Consider the following 21117-nt stretch of genomic DNA (forward strand, 5'->3'; position numbering starts at 1 on the left):
TCCATACATATGCATTGACCACACTGACGGACGACACTGAATCTATTACTATCCAAGAGCATCAGGGCTTTTACCAAGCCCTGCAAAACACTCGTTTCCCAGACGATAGAGAAGACTTAGACCGTTGGTTGAAAAGTTTAGACAAAAAAGACAAACCCTCTTTATTCGGCGGTCGTTTTTTTACTTACTTCGAAGTTGAAAATAGTAGCGCGACCGAACAGTGGGTTTATTCACCCTACAATATTGTTGCTTCAAATATTGTTACACAGGTGTATTCCAGTGACGGTATTGCGCGCTTTGACGGAGGCGAGCAATCCCCCTCCAAATATCCGTTTCACTATGGTCACGCCATCAAGTTACCCGCAAATGAAAAAGTGCTTATCGTTAGCCTTTTTGTAAGCGATGCCTTTTATACGCCACCCAAACTCAAGCTTGTTGAGGCCTCCGTATTTGATCAGCAAGTTATCTGGGATAATCTCATTATCACTCTGTGTTTTGGTGTTGGCTTAGTACTTGGTCTTTATAATCTGTTGATATATTTAGGATCAAAGGACAGAACTCATTTGTACTATGCCGTGTTCACGGTATGTTGGCTGTTTGCCTGGAGTCACTTTTTCCACATCCCAAGTCAGTTGTTCCACGCTGATTTGTACACTTGGCATTGGATGGGCTTTATTCTGATTCCGCTGACCAACACCTTGTTCTATGTTCATCTTTTGCGTTTATACGAGACTCATCCTAGATTCGCTAATTTCGCGATAACATACTCTTGGTTAGCGTTGATTGGCATCCCGCTAAGTATGGTTTCTCCTGGCGCGGGATTTATTTGGGCAACCATTTCCACAGGGATCGCACTGTGCTTAGGTGTCTATATTGGTGTGACGCGTCTGATCCAAGGTTTTAAGCCAGCCCGTTATTTTGTTCTCGCTTATTTAGCGATGGCCTTGCCTAACATGGTGGGTAATTTAACTAATTTGGGATTGTTTCCAACGGTAGAAGTGAACCTATACAAATACGGTTTGATAGGGATGGCGCTTGATGCCATGTTGTTAGCGTTTGCCCTTGCAGATAAGTTTCGTTTGGTTAACAAAGCCAATGTTGAGCTCACAAAAAACCTTGAAAACAAAGTACAGGAGCGCACCAAAGAGCTAGAAGTTTTGGCCAATGAACTCAGAGACGCCAGCGAAGCTAAAAGCCGTTTCCTTGCTAACATGAGCCATGAAATTCGCACCCCAATGACATCAATCATCGGATACGCTGATGGGTTGATGTTAGGCGACATTAAACCCAATGAGTATCTTCAGGCTAACCGTATTATCGCGCAAAATGCTCGACATGTTTTAGGATTGATCAATGATATCTTAGATATGTCAAAAATTGAGGCGAATCGATTAGAAGTGGATAAGAGCCCAATTAAGTTGTTCTCAATTATTAGTCAGGTGGAGTCGCTCTTAGGTAAACAAATTCGTGACAAAGGTTTACAGTTTAACCTTAATTACCACTTCCCCTTGCCAGAAATCATTATCACCGATGCCAATCGCTTACGGCAAATATTACTGAACTTAACTGCTAATGCGCTTAAGTTTACAACTGTTGGGCGCATTACAATTGATGTTCGTGTTCACAACGAGCGTTTAAAAATAGATGTAAAAGATACGGGTATTGGAATGAGTGTGGACGAGCAAGAGCAGTTGTTTGAAGCCTTTTATCAAGCCGACTCAACTATTTCTCGCAAGTACGGTGGCACGGGGTTAGGTCTTAATATCTCGAAGACGCTAGCACAAAAGCTTGGTGGCACAATTACAGTTAAAAGCGCAATTGGCCATGGCACTATGTTCACGGTGGATTTAGCCCTTGATGTGCCGGAGGAAACAAAGTGGGTCGACAGTTATAAAAATGCATTTGAACCACAGCAAGAGCCTCCTGCACCTGTATTAGACAACTCATTGAATGGCAATGTGTTACTTGCCGAAGATCATCCAGATAATGCTGTATTGCTAACACGTATTCTTGAGCGCATGGGGCTCCATGTCACTGTGGTTGAAAATGGCCAAGAGGCTGTCTCTCAGGCTTTAAGTCAAGAATTTGATTCTGATTTTGATGGATATTCAAATGCCGATTATGGATGGTGAGCAGGCCTTGTCTTTTATTCAATCGATAGGCTGCGTGACTCCAGTGATTGCGCTCACAGCGAATACTATGAGTCATGAAGTTGAGCGCTATAAGAAGCTGGGATTTTGCGATCACTTAAGTAAACCAATAGATAGACAACAGTTTTGCGCAAAGATAGCGCACTACCTATCATTGCCACCACAATTTGACATAGACCTTCCAGCGGCTGACATGAATGCATTAAAAGAGCAGTATATTAAAGGGCTGGAGCCACAGCGTATAAAAATGCAGAACCAGTTACAGTATGGAGATGCTGAAGGAATAAGAAAATCAATTCATGCGATTAAAGGTAGTGCCTCTATGTTCGGTTGCGATACCTTGCAACAGCTTGCTAATAAGGCGGATCAGGCAGTCAAAGTGGGCGATGATGAACAAACGAAACGATTGGGAGAAGAGATGATTGAACACATGCTTTCACTTTCGCAACAATGTGATGTGCCCTAATTAACAGACTCAATTCGATTCAACAAATCTCGCTTCACAATTTCGATAGCGCTTAAGGCGATGCGAGGATCTATTTCATGCTGTTCTAACAGCATAATCAGATCCACAGCGAGCTGTACTTCCTGTGGCGCCTTATCTAGGGGTCTGTCTGTATTCTGCATCGGTACCTCGTTGTGCAATTAAACTTCTTGCTACCTCAATCGCTGCCGCCGCTTTGCTTTGCATTTGCTCAGCCTCGTTGATCGATAAGTAAAATGCCATATCTACATCTGAACGGATATATCTTGGCGGTAATTGATTCAGCGCTGTGCAACATAAATCAGCCAATAGATTGCTATCATACATCTGGTGTAACTGCTGGCGGATGACTTCTTCTGTTACAAGCTTTTCGTAATAGTTGTGAACATCATCAAAGAGTGACATAAGATTTGATTACCTACGCTTTTATCTACTTAATTATCATAGTTCACAGGGAGTTACTTTTCACCGTAGCATTGATAAGCTGCTCGCAGAAGTTGCCAATGAGCTTCAACTACGCCATTGACGTCGCGTTGGTAGCCACCACCTAGCACGCACGTTAATGGTATACCACAATTCAGGGCGGTGCTTATCACCATTTTATCACGGGCTAGCACGCCATCTAAGGTGAGGGACAGAACCCCCAATTCATCTTTATCCACGATGTCTGCACCTGCATTATAAATGATGATATCAGGACTGTGTAACCGCAGAACGAAGCTCAGCGCTTGCTCGAGTGTGTCCATATAATGTCTATCGTCACACGCTTTTTCTAGAGCAAAGTCGTAATCCGAGTGTTGTTTCAGACGCGGAAAGTTTTGCTCAGCGTGCAAAGACAAGGTGATAATCTCACTATCTTGAGCCAAAATTGCAGCGCTGCCATCCCCTTGATGTACATCTAAATCCACTATCAATACTGAGTCAACAAGCTGTTTATCTACTAACCAACGAGCGGCAACAGCAGCGTCATTAAATATGCAGTAGCCACTGCCATGGTCGGCAAACGCATGGTGATAGCCTCCACCGAGATTGATTGCAAAACCTGAGTTAAGAGCCTCTTTTGCAGCGCCTAGGGTATTGCCCACAGATTGCATAGTGCGCTCTACGAGAGCTTGACTGTGAGGAAAGCCAATTCGCTTTTGTGCTTTGCTCGATAAACCGCCATTGATGAATTGGTGTACATAGGTTTGTTCATGAGCCAAACACACTTGCTCTATCGTTGCAGGCGGTGCACAACAGATTTCCATTACCTTACTGATCTCGGTGTTGTTGCTAATCTTGTTATAGAGACGTTGGTATTTGCTAATAGGAAAGCGATGATGCGCGGGGAGCGCTAACTGGGAGTATATAGGGTGATAGAAAAGCTTCATCGGCCGTGATGTTTCTGTGCAAACTCTATGCGCTCTTCAACTGCGCCTATGGCTTTACGACAGCGTCCCAAACGTGCATGCAATGCTAAAATTTCTTTGTTCAGCATTGCAGCTTGCTCAGCATTGGCTTTATCTAGCAGTTGTTTACGCTCGTTAATCATTAATTCTAAGCGGCGCTCAAATTCATGATTTTGCGCCAGCTCTTGGTACAACTCGTTAGTCGGTTTGATGATTTGTTGCACGGCCCTTTGATACTTCTTCGCGCGTACGGTTGGCACGTTCTCTTTTTGCCATACAGGCGTCGCTTTTAGCACTTTAACAATGGCTTCGATTTGTTCACTCAGGTGAGTAACTGCGAACGCGAATTGATGCCTAGCACCCTGAAGCTTACTATTAGACAGGCGAGTCAATTGCTGCTGCGCTTCATCAACATAATCGACAAGCTGCATGCTTTTGGTCGTAAAAACAGAGCGTTCGAATAGCGAGTGTTGAGCTTGCATGTAGCGGTTTTTGGCAAACCATTTGGCTTTGTCGAATTGTTCGGCATCAGCGCGCAACCGCGTTAGCTGTTGCTGTAATTTCGCTAAAGCGCGCTCACCATTCATTATAAGTACGCCTCATATATGAGCTTTAAAGCAAGCACGATTACCACGGTATTAAATACTGGACGAATCACTTTTGAGCCAAAGCGAATGGCTGAATGTGCACCTAGCCAGGCGCCCAACATCAAAAATACGCCCATCGTGATACCCAATAGGAAATTTACATGTCCTAACGCGACGAAAGTAATCAGTGAAATAAAGTTACTGACGAAGTTCATCGATCGGGCCAAACCGCAATTCAACAGCAAGTTCATTTTGTATAACACGCTGTTCGATGCTGTCCAAAACGTTCCAGTGCCTGGTCCGGCAACGCCATCAAAAAAGCCTAATCCTAACCCCTGAAGCCATTGTTTTAGTCGCAGATTAGGAGTTAGTTTGGGTAATTTATCGCTTTGCTCGGGACTGAGTTTGCCAAATAAAGAGTAAATGGCGACGGCGATGATCACTACGGGTATAAGTTTGTTCAGAAATTCAATACTTAGCTTATCGACGATAAGCGTGCCGATCGCAGCGCCTATTGCCGTGGCGATAATAGACCCAGCCCAAAACTTAGGGTCAAACAGGCGTTTGCGATAGTACGTTACACTGGCCGTTAGCGAGCCAAAACTGGCAGCTAGTTTGTTAGTGCCAAGCGTCAGATGAGGGGGCAAGCCAGCGGTTAGTAGGGCTGGCACGGTCAACATGCCACCGCCACCGGCGATGGCGTCGATGAACCCGGCTGCAAGTGCAACAGCACATAAAATTGCCCACGTTGAAGGGTCGATGGCTAATTCAAACATTAGTAGTCAATTTGTCTTTTAAAAGGGGGCAAGGTATCAAGCATCGCTTTACCATAACGTTTCGTGACTAAACGTCTATCGTATATAGTAATACGACCACTGTCGCGTTCTTTGCGCAGCAGTCTACCACAGCTTTGCACTAATTTCTTCGCTGCATCTGGCACTGTAATCGACAAGAAAGGGTTTCCACCTTTGCTTTGCACAAACTCAGCCTGGGCTTCTTCAATAGGTGATGTTGGCACGGCGAACGGAATTTTAGCTGATCACGAGATTTGTTAAATAATCCCCTGGCAGATCGAGCCCTTCAGAAAGACTTTGGGTACCGAATAGAATGCTTCCTTGACCGTCATCAACGCGCCGTTTGTGTCTGCGTATCAGTGTCTCTCGGGAAATTTCACCTTGAATGAGCAAATCCCAACCACGAGCACGTAAGCGCTCAGCAACGTGCTGCATTTGCCAATACGAGGCAAACAGCACGAGGTTCGCTTTGGATTTGTCTAAACAGTCAGGGAGTGCTTTCACTAGGAAGTCACTAAAGGCTTTGTCTGTTGGTTCACATTCTGTTTTAGGGATATGTAACACAGCTTGATTTGGATAATCGAATGGAGAGGGGACTTTGATAAACTTCACGCCCTCTTCACCACGCAGTCCACTTTCATGAGCAAAATGCTCAAACGAGCCAAGAGCCGTCAATGTGGCTGAACATAAAACGGCGCCCGCACATTCACGCCATAATTTATCTTTTAAATAGAAGCCTACTTCAATGGGGCAATCACTCAGTAGATAGTCATGGTGGTTTTTGTAATCCATGCGTTTAATCCATCGAGCGTGAGGAACACTTTCTGTGTTGCGACTGTAACTTGACCAAAGCTTATGCAACGTTTCTAGACGTGCAATGTATTGCCCACTTTCCGCAAGGATGGGATCAGCAATAAAGGGTTTCACATCACCATCGTTCACATCACTGCTTAGCGCCTCGTGCATTTTATTCAAGGTTCTTAACGCTGTTTTGGCAGCCTCACTGATATCTTTCGCTTGTACTGTGAGTTGCTCGGGTAATAAGCCATGAGAAAATCGATACGTGTGGTCTTCACTGTATTGGTAATCCGCGCCATCGAGCATGGTTAATACCGCTTTGTGTCCACGAGTAATGTCGTCAAGTGAGTCATTGAGCTTAAATTGACTTCCGGAAGCACTGGCGCTGAAGATAGCTTGTGCCATTTTACCACTGAATTTTAACAACTTTTCCAACCAGTCTTGGGTGCCTTTAATGGTGGCTGCAGCGGATGAAAAGTCGCGGGTAATGTGAGCGAGATGGTGTGCTTCGTCAATCACATAAATGCAGTTGTCAGGCTCTGGCAAAATAACGCCACCGCCAAGTTCTAAATCAGCGAGGAGCAAACTGTGGTTGGCGACCAACACGTCCATTTGCGCAATTTTCTGGCGTGCCAAGTGAAAAGGACATGTTTGGTGAGCCTTCATCTGACGTTGACAGGAATGCTTATCACAGGCGATGAGATGCCACACTCGATCGGGAATGACATCCGCCCAAGAATCTCTATCGCCATGCCACTTTTTCTCGCTGTAAGCTAGATGCAATTGTTTTAGGCACTTTTGTTCCATGTCGCTAAGCGGAGAGGTCAGGGTAGGCATTAGCGCCATTTGTTGTTGGTCACCATTGACGGCATTTTCTAGTTTGTGGGCGCAAATATAGCGCCCCCTACCTTTTACCAAGTCATAACTGAATGTTAGTCCGCTGTGCTCGGCAAAAAAGGGCAACTCTTTGTGCAGTAGCTGCTCTTGCAAGGCGACTGTCGCAGTAGATATAACCAGTTTTTTATTGGCTTTGAGAGCGATTGGTAGCGCTCCTAAACAATAGGCGAGTGACTTCCCCGTGCCCGTGCCAGCTTCGATTACGCAAATTCGTTGCTTTTTGTGATATTCACCACTGAGCGTTTTTGCTATTTCTGCAACGAGGTAATTTTGACTCGAGCGGGGGGTGTAATCATCTAAGCTTTTAGCAATCCGCTGGTGGGCATTACGAATAGTCTTTTTTAACGGATCTGAAAGCATTTAATTACTTATGTATAAATTTACAGTGCCTTCATTTTAGGGGCTCATAGAGCAAGACTCAAGCGCTTATCATCACCTGAGTTCAAACTCAGCTGTAATTATCATTTAGCTTAGGTAAACTGGCAGCATTAACTCATTTTTAGTGATTGTTTCGTGTCAGTAACCGCCGGATTTATTTTGTCTATGCACACTCAGCAGCGTCGCGAAGGCATTTGCTTTGTAACTTGGCTGGCGACTGACAATGGGCCTTTAAAAGTGGTATCTGACACGCAAAAAGGCGTGTTCTTCGTACCCCAATCACAGATTGGCCATGCCAATTCTCTATTAGAGCGAAATACCCTCGATGCCGACTCCCGAGCGCTGTCTTTAAAAACATTCGCAGACGAAAGTGTCACCGCACTGTATTTTAGCAGGCTGCACGACTATTACAGTGCGCGCGAACTGCTCAAAGAAGAGGGGATCCGTTTGTATGAAGACGACATCAGAATGCAAGAACAGTACTTGATGGAGCGCTTTATCAGAGGAGGCGTGTGGACAAAGGGCATTAGCGTAGATGAGAACACGCTCATCAAAGGACAGTTCAAGGCGAATGATAGTTACACGCCTGACCTATCTGTGTTGTCGTTAGACATAGAATGCAGTGGTGAGGGGATTTTATTCAGTGTTGCGTTGGCAAGTGATGACCTAAACAAAGTAATCATGATTGGTAGTCCAACACACCCATCAGAGCCATGGCTAGAATATGTTGAAGATGAAGCCACACTGCTGCAAAGACTGTGTTTTTTAATCACCCAATACGATCCTGACCTAATCATCGGCTGGAATGTAGTCGATTTTGATTTTCAACTCCTTTGTTACCGTGCGCAGCAATTAAACGTGCCCCTTAATTTGGGTCGACAACATGAAGCCGTAACTTGGCGCGGTAGCAAAATAAATAAGCTGCTGGTGCCGGGAAGGGCGGTGCTCGATGGTATAGATATGCTTAAAAATGCCACCTATCATTTTTCGAGCTACAGTTTGGATAATGTCGCTCAGGAAGTGTTAGGGGAAAAGAAACTCATTGATAATGAGGACAAACTCGCCAAAATCGAACAGATGTTTGTGCAAGACAAAGAGCGTTTGGCACACTACAACCTCAAAGATACGCAATTAGTTTTGGCTATCTTTAAAAAACTAGAGTTGGTTGAGTTTGCAATTGCAAGAACGAAGCTAACGGGCTTACCGCTTGAAAGGCTAGGTGGTTCGGTCGCTGCCTTTACCAACTTGTACTTACCGCATCTGCATCGTAGTGGCTATGTTGCGCCGAATATGGCTGAGCATGGGTTAAGCTTTGATAGCCCAGGGGGGTACGTAATGGATTCAACTCCTGGTCTTTATGACAACGTCGCTGTGCTGGATTTTAAAAGCCTATATCCGAGTATCATTCGCACCTTTTGTATCGATCCCCTCGGGCTGATTTTAGGCCTCGCAGACACTGATAACAGCATCGAAGGATTTAATGGTGCGTATTTTTACCGAACAGGGCACCATTTGCCGCAGCTTGTAGGAGATTTAGCTTTGGCACGTCAACAAGCTAAAGATGTTGGCGATCACCATCTACAACAGGCTATAAAAATTATCATGAATAGCTTGTATGGCGTGCTGGGCTCAAAAGGATGTCGTTTCTATGACCCCCGACTGTCTAGCTCCATAACGCTACGCGGTCACCAAATTATGCAAACCACGAAAAAGTGGTTAGAGGAAATGGGGGCGACAGTGATTTACGGAGATACGGATTCAACGTTTGTGGCACTGCCCAATGAATTAGATGAACAACAAAGCCATGAATTGGCGTCGCAATTAGTCTCAGCAGTCAATAGAAAATGGCAACAATTGATACGCGACGAATATGGTGTGCAAAGTTACTTAGAACTGGAATATGAGAGTTTGTATCGGCCGTTCTTAATGCCTAAAGCACGGCACAAAGATATTGGCAGTAAAAAGCGCTACGCTGGCTTATTGGTTCAAGCTGGGCATAAATTGGTATTTAAAGGGATGGAATCAGTACGTTCTGATTGGACAGAAATAGCGCGAGATTTTCAAAATCAATTATTTATGGCGCTTTTTACACAGCAGAATCTTGATGATGTGGTGCATAAGTTTGTTAACGAATTACAAAATTTAACTTATGTTAACCGTGTTGTTTATCGAAAAAGACTTGGCAAAAATCCTGATCAATACATCAAAACGATCCCGCCCCATGTGAAAGCGGCTTTGAAATCGTCCAAAAAATTAACCCGGGGAGATTGGGTCGACTACGTCATTACCCTCAAAGGCCCAGAACTGGTGCCTACTGACACACCTCTTGACCTAGAACATTATCTTGAAAAGCAACTTACACCCATTGTCGATGACTTAAGAGGCGTAGGTATTTCTATCGAACTCAATGCCACTCACGGGCAGTTTTCACTGATTTAACAAAAATATTGCGTTATTGGCGACAATTGCTCATTTGTGTACCCAAGATCGGGTAAATCGTTGTTTTTAAACGCTTAAAAGCACTAGTAAATATAATTTTTATGTATTTTGTGTTTGTTTTTGTGCTTTCAATGTTAATTTGCTGTTGACCATTATTTCTCAAATTGTTTAGTATCTTCCGTAGAGACGTATTTTGTTACGTTTTGAATAAAGTTGTTCACAACAAAAAAATAATTAGTCACATTCCAAAGTGACCCAGGGAGAATCCAATGTTAAACAGCAAAATCGCAAAATCAGTGCGCTTAGCACTTGCTTTTGGCGCTGCTTCTACAGCCGGTATTTCAGCAAATGCTATGGCTGCTGAAGAAGGTGCAGATGAAGTAGAACGTATCGAAGTTACTGGTTCACGTATCAAGCGTACAGACCTTGAAACTGCAAGCCCAGTACAAATCACTACTCAAGCAGACATCGAAGTTGCGGGTTTCACTCGCGTAGAAGACATGATGAACAGCTTGCCACAGATTGAAGCATCAAACACTGCGTTCCAAGCAAACGGCGCAACTGGTACCGCTACCCTTGACCTTCGTGGTATGGGTCCACAGCGTACACTTGTTCTTGTTAACGGTCGTCGTGTACAAGCAGGTGGTATCTACACTCAATCTGCTGATATTAACCAAATCCCAGCGGCACTAGTTCAACGTGTTGAAGTACTAACAGGTGGTGGTTCATCTACTTACGGTGCTGACGCGGTAGCGGGTGTTGTTAACTTTGTAATGGACGACAAATTTGAAGGTTTCGAAGTAGATCTTGGCGTGACTGCATTCCAGCACGACAATGATAATGGTTACATGCAAGACCTTATGGACCAAAAAGGCTTTGACTACGCAGATGGTAGCTCAGGCTTCGACGGTTCATCTTTTGACTTCAGTGCTACACTAGGTGGCTCTTTCGACGGTGGTAAAGGTCACGCTGTAGGTTATGTAACTTACAACCGTCAGAACGAACTTCGTCAAGAATCTCGTGACTACTCAGGCTGTGCACTGAACGGTGCTGGTACGTCATGTGGTGGTTCTGCGAATGCTATCATCCCTAACTTCTTCATCGCGCCAATCGGTGCTGACGGTTACGATTACGACCAAGAAGTATTCTGGTCACTTCAGCCAGATGGTTCTTTCGTAGATTACGATGGTAGTAACATCTACAACTACGCGCCTATCAACCACTTCATGCGTCCTGATGAGCGTCACACATTCGGTTTCTTCGCTGATTATGAAATCAACGATCATTTCCGTCCTTATGCAGAAGCTATGTACATGCGTGACCGTACTACTGGTCAGATCGCTGAATCTGGTACGTTCTTCGACCAAATGTACATCCTTCCGCTAACAAGCGACCTATTCTCTGATACACAACGTCAACAGTTCATGGATGAGTTTGGTATCACTATGGACGACAGCATCGGTGCTTACGTTGGTAAACGTAACGTTGAAGGTGGTCCACGTGCTGCGAACCTTGAGCACAGCTCATTCCGTATGGTTCTTGGTACAGAAGGTGAGCTAACAGATACTTGGACTTACGATGCGTGGATGCAGTACGGTTCAACTTCTTCATCTGATGCATACATCAATGACTTCTTCGGTCCTCGTATCACAACAGCACTTTCTGCAAACGGCGAAAGCTGTGCTGACACAGCAGGCTGTATCCCTTACGAAGTATTTACTCCAGGTGGTGTAACTGCTGAAGCGGCTGCTGAACTTACTGGTACAGCAATCCTTACGGGTATTACTGAACAGTTCATCATCGGTGGTTTCGTAACTGGTGAGCTTGGCTTTGGTCTTCCTTCGTCAGACTTCCCACTAGCAGCTGTATTCGGTGCTGAATACCGTGAAGAAACATTCAGCCGTACTGCGGATGAAGTTTACGCTCAAGGTCTTCTACTTGGCCAAGGTGGTCCAACTAAGAGCCTTAACGGTGAGTACGACGTAACTGAACTATACACTGAAATCAGCGTTCCACTAGTTGAAGACGTAGCGTTTGCTGAGAGCATGACTCTTGACCTAGGTTACCGTTGGTCTGATTACAGCACTTCAGGTTCAGAGCCTACTTACAAAGCAGCGCTTGACTGGAATGTAACATCTGATTGGAAACTACGTACAAGCTACAACCGTGCAGTTCGTGCTGCGAACAACGGCGAGCTATTCGCTGCACAAAGCGAAGGCCTATGGGGTGGTATCGATCCATGTGCTACAGCATCTCCTGAACTTTCAGCGTCAGCATGTGCTAACACAGGTGTATCAAGCTCACAGTACGGTAACATCGGCGCGAGCCCAGCTGACCAATACAATGCACTTTACGGTGGTAACCCAGACCTAAGCCCAGAGATCGCAGATACAATGACTCTTGGTGTTGTTGCTAACCCGTTTGACGGTTTCAACTTCTCAGTGGATTACTGGGATATCGAACTTGAGCAAGCTATCGGTAACATCGACCCAGAAGTTATCGTTCGTCAGTGTGCTACTACTGGCCGTGCTGAGTTCTGTAACCTAGTTAACCGTACACCTGGTAACGGTAGTCTTTGGGTTGGTACTGGTCGCGTAACTGCAACTGACATCAACTTAGGTCAACTACACTGGGAAGGTGTGGACGTAAGTGCTAACTACAACGTTGATGTACTTGGCGGTTCACTATCTACTAACTTCATCGGTACTTACATGATGACTAAAGAAACAACTGATATCCCAGGTGTTTCTGACCCTTACGATTGTATCGATACACTAGAGAACGGCTGTTTCGCACAACCTGAGTGGCGTCATGTTATGACTATGAACTACGACACAGGTAGCTTCTGGCGTGCGACTCTTAAATGGCGTTACTACGGTTCAGTAGGTGAGAAGAATGAAGGCCCAGTTGCTACAACTGGTATCAGTTCTCAAAGCTACTTGGATCTTAAAGGTAAGTTCACAATCAACGATTACACATCAGTGCTAATCGGTGTGAACAACATCCTAGATAAAGAGCCACCACTAGTTGGCGGTGCTATCTCTACTAACGCTAACGCGGTAGCTGGTTTCTACGACACTCTTGGTCGTTACTTCCACGCTAACGTTACGTTCAAATTCTAAGATTATTTAGAGTAGAATAAAGCGAGCTCCGGCTCGCTTTTTTTATGGCTTGAATATAAGGGTGGATATGCCAAGTACAGAAAAAATTCAAAGGTTATTGAAAGAACATGACTGGCAAACAGCTCAACACTTAGCAGATGCACTTGTTGAACAGGGACATGTACACATCGTCGCCCCCACTTTCGTTAGGGCTGCTATGGCGAATAGAGATGAAGCAGCGCTTATCAAATATTTGGATATGTGGTTACAGCAGCAACCCGATGCAATGGATGCGGTCGAATTAAGAGTGAAAATTCACTTACATAAACGGGAAACTGAATTAGCTGCACTGTGCTATGAAAGGGCGGCTCGTCAGCATGAAGTACATGCGGACCTGTGGTTTAACGCTGCATATTATATGAAACAAGCTGGCAAGTACGAACAAGCGCTCAGCTTCTACCAAGCAGCGCTAGATGCCAATGTCAGTGACGCCCATCAAGTATATTTGAATATGGCCGTGATCGTGAGCGACTATTTTGCGAACGATAAATTGGCGCAACATTATCTTGAGCAAGCACTCACCCTCAAACCCAATTTTAGTGATGCATGGTACAACGTGGGTAATCTGGCTGAACAACACGCACATGCAGAGCGAGCCCGTGAAGCGTTCTTAAATGCATATAAGTACGACCCCCACTATTTTTCAGCACTGGCTAGGTTAGCTGATTTGAAAACTTTCACAGATGAGAGTGACCCTGATATCAGTGCAATTCGAGAGGGGATTAATCACCCACGAGCATCTGCTCAAGATAAATGTTTCTTGCTCTATGGATTGGGAAAAGTGCTTAATGATTGTAAGCATTACGAAGATGCTTGGCAGGCATATGTTGAGGCAAATAGAATTAATCGCAACAACCAGAAGCCCTATAGAAGGCAAGAGCATGAGGAATTCGTGCAACGGATCATTAATTCTTTCCCTGACGCAAAAAATCAACCACTCCGTGACACAGAAGGCCCTGAACTGATTTTTATTTGCGGCATGTTCCGTTCAGGCTCTACGCTCGTCGAACAAGTACTAGGATCACTCGCTGCGATTAAAAATGGAGGCGAAATTGAGCATTTACATCGCGTGTTGACCCTGCAGCCTCAATTCTTTCCACAACAGGTTCAGAACCTATCGGCCTCAGCATTAGAGAAAATAAGAGATGCTTACTTGAAGGAAGTTAATGATGCATTTCCAAATGCATTGAAACTGACTGATAAAAGACCGGAAAACTATCTTTATGTTGGTTTAATCAAACAGTTGTTCCCTAATGCCAAATTTATTTGGACACAGCGTAACCCATTCGACAATGCATTATCCGCCTATTTTCAATATCTCGGACAGGGTATGAGTTATGCGACTGACTTGGACGATACTTTGCATTACTACGAGCAAATGCAGAAATTGAAGTTACATTGGCAACGTCTATTCCCCGAGTCGATTTTCACATTAAATTACGATCAGTTTGTCAGTGAACCAAAGAGGGTAGCAGGGGATTTGTTGTCATTTTTGGAGCTTGATTGGAATGATGATGTTTTGAATTTTCATACTCGCCGTAATTCAGTGAAAACAGCGAGCGTTTGGCAGGTGAGAAAGCCATTATACCAAAGCTCTTCTGGACGCAGTCGTCACTATGTAGACGCTATTCGTGCAAGCTCGCTGTACCCTGATTTTTGTAATCAATTTAACTTAAAGGGCTGATATCACAGGGCAAGGTCATTCGTGTGCCCTCGGCAGAAAAAGGGTACGTTCCATGCCACATGTAACTTGGAAATAAGACGATTTGCCCCGCTTTGGGGCAGATGGCACGAGCGACCTCTTCTCTATCACCCAATTCAAGGCAGGTTTCACCAAATTTTACCCATCCTTGACGCTGTGGATCGTCTGTGCGGATTGTTGGCGGGACACTTAAATACGTTGGCCCAGATAACCAACCTTGTGAGTGGATATGATTGGTGTGGAATCCTTTGTTGGCAAGGTTCACAGACCAACTTCCCGCAATTTTAAAGCGATGAGTGTTGTGACGACATAATGGGTGTTTATCGTCCTTGGGTAAGCTGGCTAAATATTGTGTAATGACCTGTTCCAGAGACGTACGATAAGCTTGAATAACTGGATTTTGTAAAAACAACAAGTGCCCTTCGCTTTGGCTGCCGCCTTGGACACTTTGGTCCAGAGGTTGCTCTTGTCCGGGCTTGTGATAGTGACTAATGGTTTGTTTCAGCATGCCGACAAAATGTTCTCTATCATCGAAATGTTCAGGAACAGGTAATTCGAAGCTTTGTATGTATTTATCATAATCATTCAGCCATACATGTCGCTCATCGCCGCCAAGACGCCAGCAGATGCCTAGATAGGCCCATATTTCTTGATTGTCTGGAAAATACTTTAGCAAAGGCAGTAATCGGTTTTGAGCCGATTGGTATTCGTGATGCTGAATTTCATGATTGGCGATATCTATTTGAAATCGCGGATTATTAGGCTCTAGTGTCGCAGCTTGTTGTAAAAGAGAAATACTTTGCTCGAGGTTCCCTATTCGCTTGTTAATAACGCCTGAAAGGTGAATAAATTGAGCATCTTTTGGAAAATGGCGACGAGCCCAATGTACAGATTCCAATGCAAGTTCATATTGACTGGCCACAAGCAGCTGAGCAATGCGTGATCGCTCCAATACTGGGTGAGGAGGGTGAGCGTCTCTGGTTTGGTCAAAACTAGTGAGGAATTCGTTCTTGCGTCCTTGTAGCCAACGCAATTTACCTAAACATTCATGTGCTGGCACATAGTAAGGCGCCAGTCCTAGGCAGCGTTCAAGATACTCTTCTGTTTGCTCATAATTGCCCAAGTCGTAGTGTGTACAACCAATGACAAAATTTAATTCTGGAAGTTGCTTACCTTGGGGATAAAGCAATAAAAACTCGCTTAGTGCTTCTTCTTGTCTACCCAGTTCTCTCAATAAACAAGCATGTTGATACTGTAGGTGAAAATCTCCCTTTTTAAGCGACATTGACCGTTCTAGTTCACCCAGAGCCAAATCGGGACGCGCTTGTTGACGATAAATACTTGTCAATTGTGAATGGAAGGACAGAGCATCCAGACCTAAAATTTTTGCATCATTAAGACATTGCAGTGCATCCGTACAACGCTTCAAGCCTGTGAGTACTTTTGATTTCAACAAACTGACCTGTGGGTGACGAATGTCTAGTTGGTTTAGTGTGGTTAACGCTTCGTTGAACTGACTATTTTGCAAGTACAATTGACTTAATTGAACTGCTAACTCCGCGTGACGGGTGTATTGTTCGAGTGCTTGAGATAAGATTTCAATCGCTTTATCTCGTTGTTGTAACGCAGCGTGACAAAGACCTTGGATAAGCCAAGTCCCCACTGGCTTGGGTGTTTGCGCATTACGTGAGATATAGTCAAGACACTGTGCATACTTTCGATGCTGAAATAATGTTTGGAGAGTAGGCGCCGTCACAATAAGAATATTTATTAGAATATCAGGCTGTCATGATATCACTTTCACTAGCAATTATTAAATGCTTGCAACAGTCTATTTACTTTTGATTTAAAGGCTGGTGTCACTGCACCAGCCTGAGATTTAGAACTAGAGATAATTAATTATTAGATTCGTCAGACTTTGCTGGTAAATCACTAATTTCAACGGTTCCCGAACTTTCTTTTCTCGACATATTCAGCTTTTGAACGAGTTCTAGTTGTTCAGCTGTAAAGCGACCAAAATTCACGGTGCGACTCGCAATTTGATCTGACAGTGAGCTCAAATTTGTTGCGCCAATACCACTACCAGAGCCCTCGTCACCCACTGGTTTACTCGAGTTGCTCACCACGGAATCAAGCATAGCTGCGCTGTTAGTTGCTGAACCTGCGCCGTAAGTGCGTGCAGTACCGTAAATATCAGTGATACTCCAATTTTCAATGTCTGTGTTTATGCGTTTAGCCAGTTTGACGTCAGATTTAATGTCTGGCTTTGCATAGGCGATTAAATGTTTCTTAAGGTCATTATCAAAATCATTGAACAGTGCTTTAGACTGTTCATAGAAGCGAGACACTTCAAGCGTATTTTTCTTAGCAGGTACGACGCCTCGATTTGAATTAACGAACTCTTCTGCGCGATGTTCTAATTGGTGATAGACTCTATCACCAGTATAGGGCTCAGGGTTCAAACCTGGACTGCCTATATTTCCTTGATAGAATCCGTACATGACAATTGGCTTATCGCCAAATTTTTTGTATACGATGTTGTGTTGGATGTCATTTAGCGAGAGCGCATTGCCAGCAACATTAAGGAATTTTTCATCTAAAATAGAGTTCTTCCCAGTAAGCTCATCTTCCATGTCGTGAATGGGGTATTCAGCGATAAGCTTTTCCAACAATGCAACATTGTAGAGATTGAGCCAATAAGCAAGCTGTTCTTGAATTTTTAATTCACTCAGTAAAATTTCGGAGGGCACTTGTTCAAGGCTGATGCGAATATCATGAAACGCATCTTTAACAGTCGATTTCTTTAACTCTTCGAACATAAAGCGGTTTGCTTCAAATGCTGTGTCTTTGTTTTTGCTTGAGCGCATTCTAGTACCTATGGTACTGCTGCTTTTCACACTGCTTCTATCTGACATGCCTACATCTAATACTGTGGCATTTAATAATGCATCTAAATCATCATAAGAAATGGTGATTTGAGAATTCCAAGTGAAGCCTTGAAATGCTTCAGGCAATTCCTTTTCATCTGCTTGCGTAACGGCTGGGCTGAGTAATGACCCAATAACCAGTAGATATGCGAGTGATTTCTGCATAGGTGATCCCTTATTACTTATTTTTTATATACCTGTTGAAATTTTATACCAATCCATGGTGAACACCTACTCGAGGTAAGACTTTAGTGAGTGATACCAATGTCTTGGAATTATTTTGCTAACGCAATTTTACTACCTTGGATGATTTTTGTGCATATTGCAACATTAATAAAGGCTATAAGATGTTGTTAATAGAAAAGTAGGATAATTAAGTCTAAAGAATATGACTCACGACGTGGAGTTCAAAGCTAGCATTAAGTCATTTCTTGGCCTTAGATTACTGTGACAACAGAAAAAAAATAAACATTTTTTATGACAGTTAAATTAACTTTTCATTTCCAAAATTTCCTAAGAGCGAGCTATTTTGGTCTATAAGAAGTGGTTTGATGTTAATTTTTTGTTTATATAGAGGAAATAAGACGAATACTGGAAAAATTGCGATGAACATCAAGTTGACAGCACTTGAACCTTTTAGCATTATTGGCAAGTTGGTATCACTAGAAAGATACCTAGATTTAGCTCATCTCGGTGAGTTAATTTAAAATTCAAAAAGTAACATTACTTAATTGGTTGGGAACTATGTCTGTTAAAATCAGAAAGAGTCTTGTAGCTTCTGCGTTGGTTGGCGCAGCTGCACTTGCAAGCAACAATGTGATGGCAGATCCTTTGAACGACTTGCACAAAGCTGGTGCAACAATTCAAACGGCTGCTGTTAAGTCTCAAACTAAAATCGATAACATCTACGGTCAAACACAAGAGCTAGTCGCTGACTACCGCTCAACTGTAGATGAAACCGAAATCATGAAGGTCTATAACGACCACGTTCAGCGCCTTGTTGACGACCAGAACTCACAAATCGAGTCTCTAGAGCGTCAGATCGCTGGTATCGATAAAACTAAACAAAACGTTGTGCCTTTGATGTATCGCATGATCGATACGCTTGAGCAATTCATCAAAGCGGACGTTCCGTTTGATACAGACGAGCGCATTGAGCGCGTAGCTAAGCTACGTGAAATCATGACTAACGCTTCTGTAACGACTTCTGAAAAGTTCCGTCAGGTTCTTGAAGCTTACATGGTAGAGAAAGACTACAGCACGACTATGGTTGCTAACACTGGCACCCTAAACATTGATGGTCGTGATATTTCTGTAGATTTCGCGCGTCTTGGTCGTATTGCCTATGTTGCGCAATCTTTCGATCAGAAGAATGCTTGGGTGTGGAACAACACTACTAAGCAATGGGAAGCTTTAGGCGATGAGTTCTTGAAGCCTATTAAAGAGACAATCCGTATGGCGCGTAAGCAAGCGGCTCCGGATCTTGTTAAACTACCAATCTTCGGCGCGGAGTAATCGATAATGAAGAAACTATTTAAAGGTTTTGCTGTTGCAGCAGTACTATCTGTTTCTGCCGGTGCTGCGCTAAACGCTCACGCAAACACACAAGTTCTAGACCAGATCCTAGAGCAAGTGAAAAAAGAGCGTATTTCTGAAGGCCAGCTAAACAAAAAACGTGAGCAAGAGTTCCTAGCAGCTCGCGCTGACCAGCAAGCTCTTCTTAACACTGCAAAGCGTGAGCTTGCAGCTGAGAAAGCACGTGGCGACCGTCTTCAAAAAGAATACGCTCAAAACGAAATCACGTTAGCTGAGAAAGAAACTGCGCTTGAAAACGCAAAAGGTACCCTAGGTGAAATGTTCGGTGTTGTACGTCGTGCAGCGCAAGAAACGATTGGTTCAATCGAAGCTTCACTAGTAAGTGCTGAAAAACCAGGACGTGCTGAAATTCTTCGTTCACTAGCGGCAGCTAAAGAGCTTCCAACTACTCGTGAACTAGAAGAGCTTTGGATCGCTCTACAAACTGAAATGACTGAATCTGCGAAGATCTCTTCTTTCGACGCAGAAGTTTCAGAGCTAGACGGTTCAACTTCAACTAAGAAAGTAACTCGTGTTGGTAACTTCAACCTTATCACTGACGATGGTTACCTAATCTACTCAGGCGACACGCAGTCAATCCAGCCTCTAGGTCGTCAACCAGATGGTTACGTACTAGATACGGCTAACGCACTAATCAACACATCAGCTGATGCATACACAGGCTTCTACGTTGACCCAACTCGTGGTTCAATCCTTCGCCTAAACACGCAGAAAGCGACTGTTGAAGAGCGTTTCCACCAAGGTGGTGAAGTAGGTTACATCATCGCAATCCTACTAGTTGTTGGTTTCCTAATCGCGTTCGTTCGCCTAGTAGACCTAACAATCACTGCTGGTAAGATTAAGAGCCAACTTAAGAACACAAGTGCACCTTCTGAAAGTAACCCACTTGGTCGTATTCTTAAAGTTTACCATGACAACAAAAACCAAGACGTTGAGAACCTTGAGCTTAAGCTTGACGAAGCAATTCTTCGTGAAACGCCGCGCATTGAAATGGGTATCAACATCATCAAGATCTTGGCTGCTATTGCACCACTACTAGGTCTACTTGGTACAGTTGTTGGTATGATCAATACCTTCCAGCAAATCACGCTATTCGGTACAGGTGATCCGAAGATCATGGCTGGTTCAATCTCAATGGCTCTTGTAACTACTGCTCTAGGTCTAATCGCGGCACTTCCGCTAATCCTAGTTCACGCTGTTGTTGCGGGTAAAAGTAAATCAATCATCCACATTCTTGATGAGCAAAGCTCTGGTATCATTGCTGCTCACGCGGAGAAGGAGAAAGCCTAATGCTAGTCCTGATGGAGATTTGGGAATCTATCAGGGATTTTGTTGGCACAGGCGGCCAGGTTTTATACGTGGTCGCGATAGCACTCTTCCTCATGTGGGTTTTAATGATTGAGCGCTATTGGTTCCTACTTGCTGAATTTCCGAAAATGAAAAAGGGAATTGTAGCTAGGTGGGACGCCCGCCAAGACACTACGTCTTGGTACGCACACAGAATCCGCGATGCATGGATTTCTGAAGCGTCTGAAAAATTAGATGAGCGCATGTTGTTGATTAAGACATTGGTAGCGGTATGTCCATTGATTGGTCTACTAGGTACTGTAACGGGTATGATCGCGGTTTTCGAAACCATGGCTACTCAAGGTACTGGTAACCCTCGCTTAATGGCATCAGGTATTTCAATGGCAACAATCCCAACAATGGCTGGAATGGTTGCGGCACTATCGGGTGTATTCTTTAGTACGCGTCTTGAAGCACGTGCAAAAATGGCTAAAGAAAAGCTCATTGATAGCTTGCCTCATCACTAGAG

General features: G+C 44.0%; 15 protein-coding genes and 1 pseudogene. 8 read left to right on the forward strand and 8 right to left on the reverse strand.

From position 1 onward, the window contains the following. Positions 1-14 precede the first annotated feature (14 nt). Positions 15-2132, forward strand: coding sequence for a 7TM diverse intracellular signaling domain-containing protein (locus tag ACH19P_RS07670; protein ID WP_462157985.1), 2118 nt, complete (start codon positions 15-17; stop codon positions 2130-2132). Beyond that, positions 2113-2616, forward strand: a complete 504-nt coding sequence (locus ACH19P_RS07675) for a response regulator (protein WP_462157987.1) — start codon at positions 2113-2115, stop codon at positions 2614-2616. Before ACH19P_RS07670 ends, ACH19P_RS07675 begins: the two co-directional genes overlap by 20 nt. Here the strand turns inward: ACH19P_RS07675 and rsmS are convergent. The 6 genes and pseudogenes from rsmS to dinG form a co-directional block, all read right to left on the reverse strand. Beyond that, a complete protein-coding gene (gene rsmS / locus ACH19P_RS07680) occupies positions 2613-2777 on the reverse strand; it encodes a pleiotropic regulatory protein RsmS (RefSeq protein ID WP_462157989.1) in 165 nt (54 codons plus the stop codon). The genes ACH19P_RS07675 and rsmS overlap by 4 nt on opposite strands. Then, a complete protein-coding gene (locus tag ACH19P_RS07685; RefSeq protein ID WP_462157991.1) occupies positions 2749-3039 on the reverse strand; it encodes a late competence development ComFB family protein in 291 nt (96 codons plus the stop codon). The genes rsmS and ACH19P_RS07685 overlap by 29 nt, the downstream gene beginning before the upstream one ends. Positions 3040-3092: 53 nt before the next feature. Then, positions 3093-4004, reverse strand: coding sequence for a histone deacetylase family protein (locus ACH19P_RS07690; protein WP_462157993.1), 912 nt, complete (start codon positions 4002-4004; stop codon positions 3093-3095). Beyond that, positions 4001-4609, reverse strand: coding sequence for a primosomal replication protein (locus ACH19P_RS07695; RefSeq protein WP_462157995.1), 609 nt, complete (start codon positions 4607-4609; stop codon positions 4001-4003). Before ACH19P_RS07695 ends, ACH19P_RS07690 begins: the two co-directional genes overlap by 4 nt. After that, on the reverse strand, positions 4609-5385 hold the full coding sequence (locus ACH19P_RS07700; protein ID WP_462157997.1) for a TSUP family transporter: 777 nt from the start codon (positions 5383-5385) through the stop codon (positions 4609-4611). The genes ACH19P_RS07695 and ACH19P_RS07700 overlap by 1 nt, the downstream gene beginning before the upstream one ends. Next, positions 5385-7458: pseudogene (gene dinG / locus ACH19P_RS07705) on the reverse strand (ATP-dependent DNA helicase DinG). The gene ACH19P_RS07700 and the pseudogene dinG overlap by 1 nt, the downstream one beginning before the upstream one ends. Before the next feature lie 153 nt (positions 7459-7611). On the opposite strand from dinG, the gene ACH19P_RS07710 reads away from it, so the two are divergent. The 3 genes from ACH19P_RS07710 (at position 7612) to ACH19P_RS07720 (ending at position 14760) form a co-directional block, all read left to right on the forward strand. After that, a complete protein-coding gene (locus ACH19P_RS07710) occupies positions 7612-9915 on the forward strand; it encodes a DNA polymerase II (RefSeq protein WP_462157999.1) in 2304 nt (767 codons plus the stop codon). Positions 9916-10184: 269 nt separating this feature from the next. After that, positions 10185-13037 carry a TonB-dependent receptor domain-containing protein gene (locus ACH19P_RS07715; RefSeq protein WP_462158001.1) on the forward strand — a complete coding sequence of 951 codons (2853 nt, stop codon included), beginning with the start codon at positions 10185-10187 and terminating at the stop codon, positions 13035-13037. A 67-nt stretch (positions 13038-13104) separates the two neighbouring features. Further along, on the forward strand, positions 13105-14760 hold the full coding sequence (locus ACH19P_RS07720) for a tetratricopeptide repeat-containing sulfotransferase family protein (RefSeq protein ID WP_462158003.1): 1656 nt from the start codon (positions 13105-13107) through the stop codon (positions 14758-14760). On the opposite strand, the gene ACH19P_RS07725 is transcribed toward ACH19P_RS07720, so the two are convergent. Then, positions 14744-16534, reverse strand: coding sequence for a putative 2OG-Fe(II) oxygenase (locus ACH19P_RS07725; protein WP_462158005.1), 1791 nt, complete (start codon positions 16532-16534; stop codon positions 14744-14746). The genes ACH19P_RS07720 and ACH19P_RS07725 overlap by 17 nt on opposite strands. A gap of 139 nt (positions 16535-16673) precedes the next feature. Next, positions 16674-17870, reverse strand: a complete 1197-nt coding sequence (locus ACH19P_RS07730) for a DUF547 domain-containing protein (RefSeq protein WP_462158007.1) — start codon at positions 17868-17870, stop codon at positions 16674-16676. A gap of 579 nt (positions 17871-18449) precedes the next feature. Here ACH19P_RS07730 and ACH19P_RS07735 point away from each other — a divergent pair. Genes ACH19P_RS07735 through ACH19P_RS07745 form a run of 3 tightly spaced genes read left to right on the forward strand, consistent with a single transcriptional unit; the run spans position 18450 to position 21115 of the window. Then, complete coding sequence (locus tag ACH19P_RS07735; protein ID WP_462158009.1) at positions 18450-19220, forward strand: DUF3450 domain-containing protein; 771 nt, start codon at positions 18450-18452, stop codon at positions 19218-19220. 6 nt (positions 19221-19226) lie between these two features. Beyond that, positions 19227-20591, forward strand: a complete 1365-nt coding sequence (locus tag ACH19P_RS07740; protein ID WP_462158011.1) for a MotA/TolQ/ExbB proton channel family protein — start codon at positions 19227-19229, stop codon at positions 20589-20591. Then, the gene (locus ACH19P_RS07745) at positions 20591-21115 is read left to right on the forward strand and encodes a MotA/TolQ/ExbB proton channel family protein (RefSeq protein WP_347390844.1); all 525 of its coding nucleotides are present in this window, start codon (positions 20591-20593) and stop codon (positions 21113-21115) included. The genes ACH19P_RS07740 and ACH19P_RS07745 overlap by 1 nt, the downstream gene beginning before the upstream one ends. Positions 21116-21117 lie beyond the last annotated feature (2 nt).

The organism is Pseudoalteromonas sp. GB56, from assembly GCF_054923835.1.

What these genes read in the sequence shown, in the direction of transcription:
- ACH19P_RS07735 (WP_462158009.1), top strand. Translation starts at nt 18,450, where the DNA reads ATGTCTGTTAAAATCAGAAAGAGTCTTGTAGCTTCTGCGTTGGTTGGC.
- ACH19P_RS07740 (WP_462158011.1), top strand. Translation starts at nt 19,227, where the DNA reads ATGAAGAAACTATTTAAAGGTTTTGCTGTTGCAGCAGTACTATCTGTT.
- ACH19P_RS07730 (WP_462158007.1), bottom strand. Translation starts at nt 17,870, where the DNA reads ATGCAGAAATCACTCGCATATCTACTGGTTATTGGGTCATTACTCAGC.
- ACH19P_RS07745 (WP_347390844.1), top strand. Translation starts at nt 20,591, where the DNA reads ATGCTAGTCCTGATGGAGATTTGGGAATCTATCAGGGATTTTGTTGGC.
- ACH19P_RS07720 (WP_462158003.1), top strand. Translation starts at nt 13,105, where the DNA reads ATGCCAAGTACAGAAAAAATTCAAAGGTTATTGAAAGAACATGACTGG.
- ACH19P_RS07675 (WP_462157987.1), top strand. Translation starts at nt 2,113, where the DNA reads ATGCCGATTATGGATGGTGAGCAGGCCTTGTCTTTTATTCAATCGATA.
- ACH19P_RS07690 (WP_462157993.1), bottom strand. Translation starts at nt 4,004, where the DNA reads ATGAAGCTTTTCTATCACCCTATATACTCCCAGTTAGCGCTCCCCGCG.
- ACH19P_RS07700 (WP_462157997.1), bottom strand. Translation starts at nt 5,385, where the DNA reads ATGTTTGAATTAGCCATCGACCCTTCAACGTGGGCAATTTTATGTGCT.
- ACH19P_RS07695 (WP_462157995.1), bottom strand. Translation starts at nt 4,609, where the DNA reads ATGAATGGTGAGCGCGCTTTAGCGAAATTACAGCAACAGCTAACGCGG.
- ACH19P_RS07715 (WP_462158001.1), top strand. Translation starts at nt 10,185, where the DNA reads ATGTTAAACAGCAAAATCGCAAAATCAGTGCGCTTAGCACTTGCTTTT.
- rsmS (WP_462157989.1), bottom strand. Translation starts at nt 2,777, where the DNA reads ATGCAGAATACAGACAGACCCCTAGATAAGGCGCCACAGGAAGTACAG.
- ACH19P_RS07685 (WP_462157991.1), bottom strand. Translation starts at nt 3,039, where the DNA reads ATGTCACTCTTTGATGATGTTCACAACTATTACGAAAAGCTTGTAACA.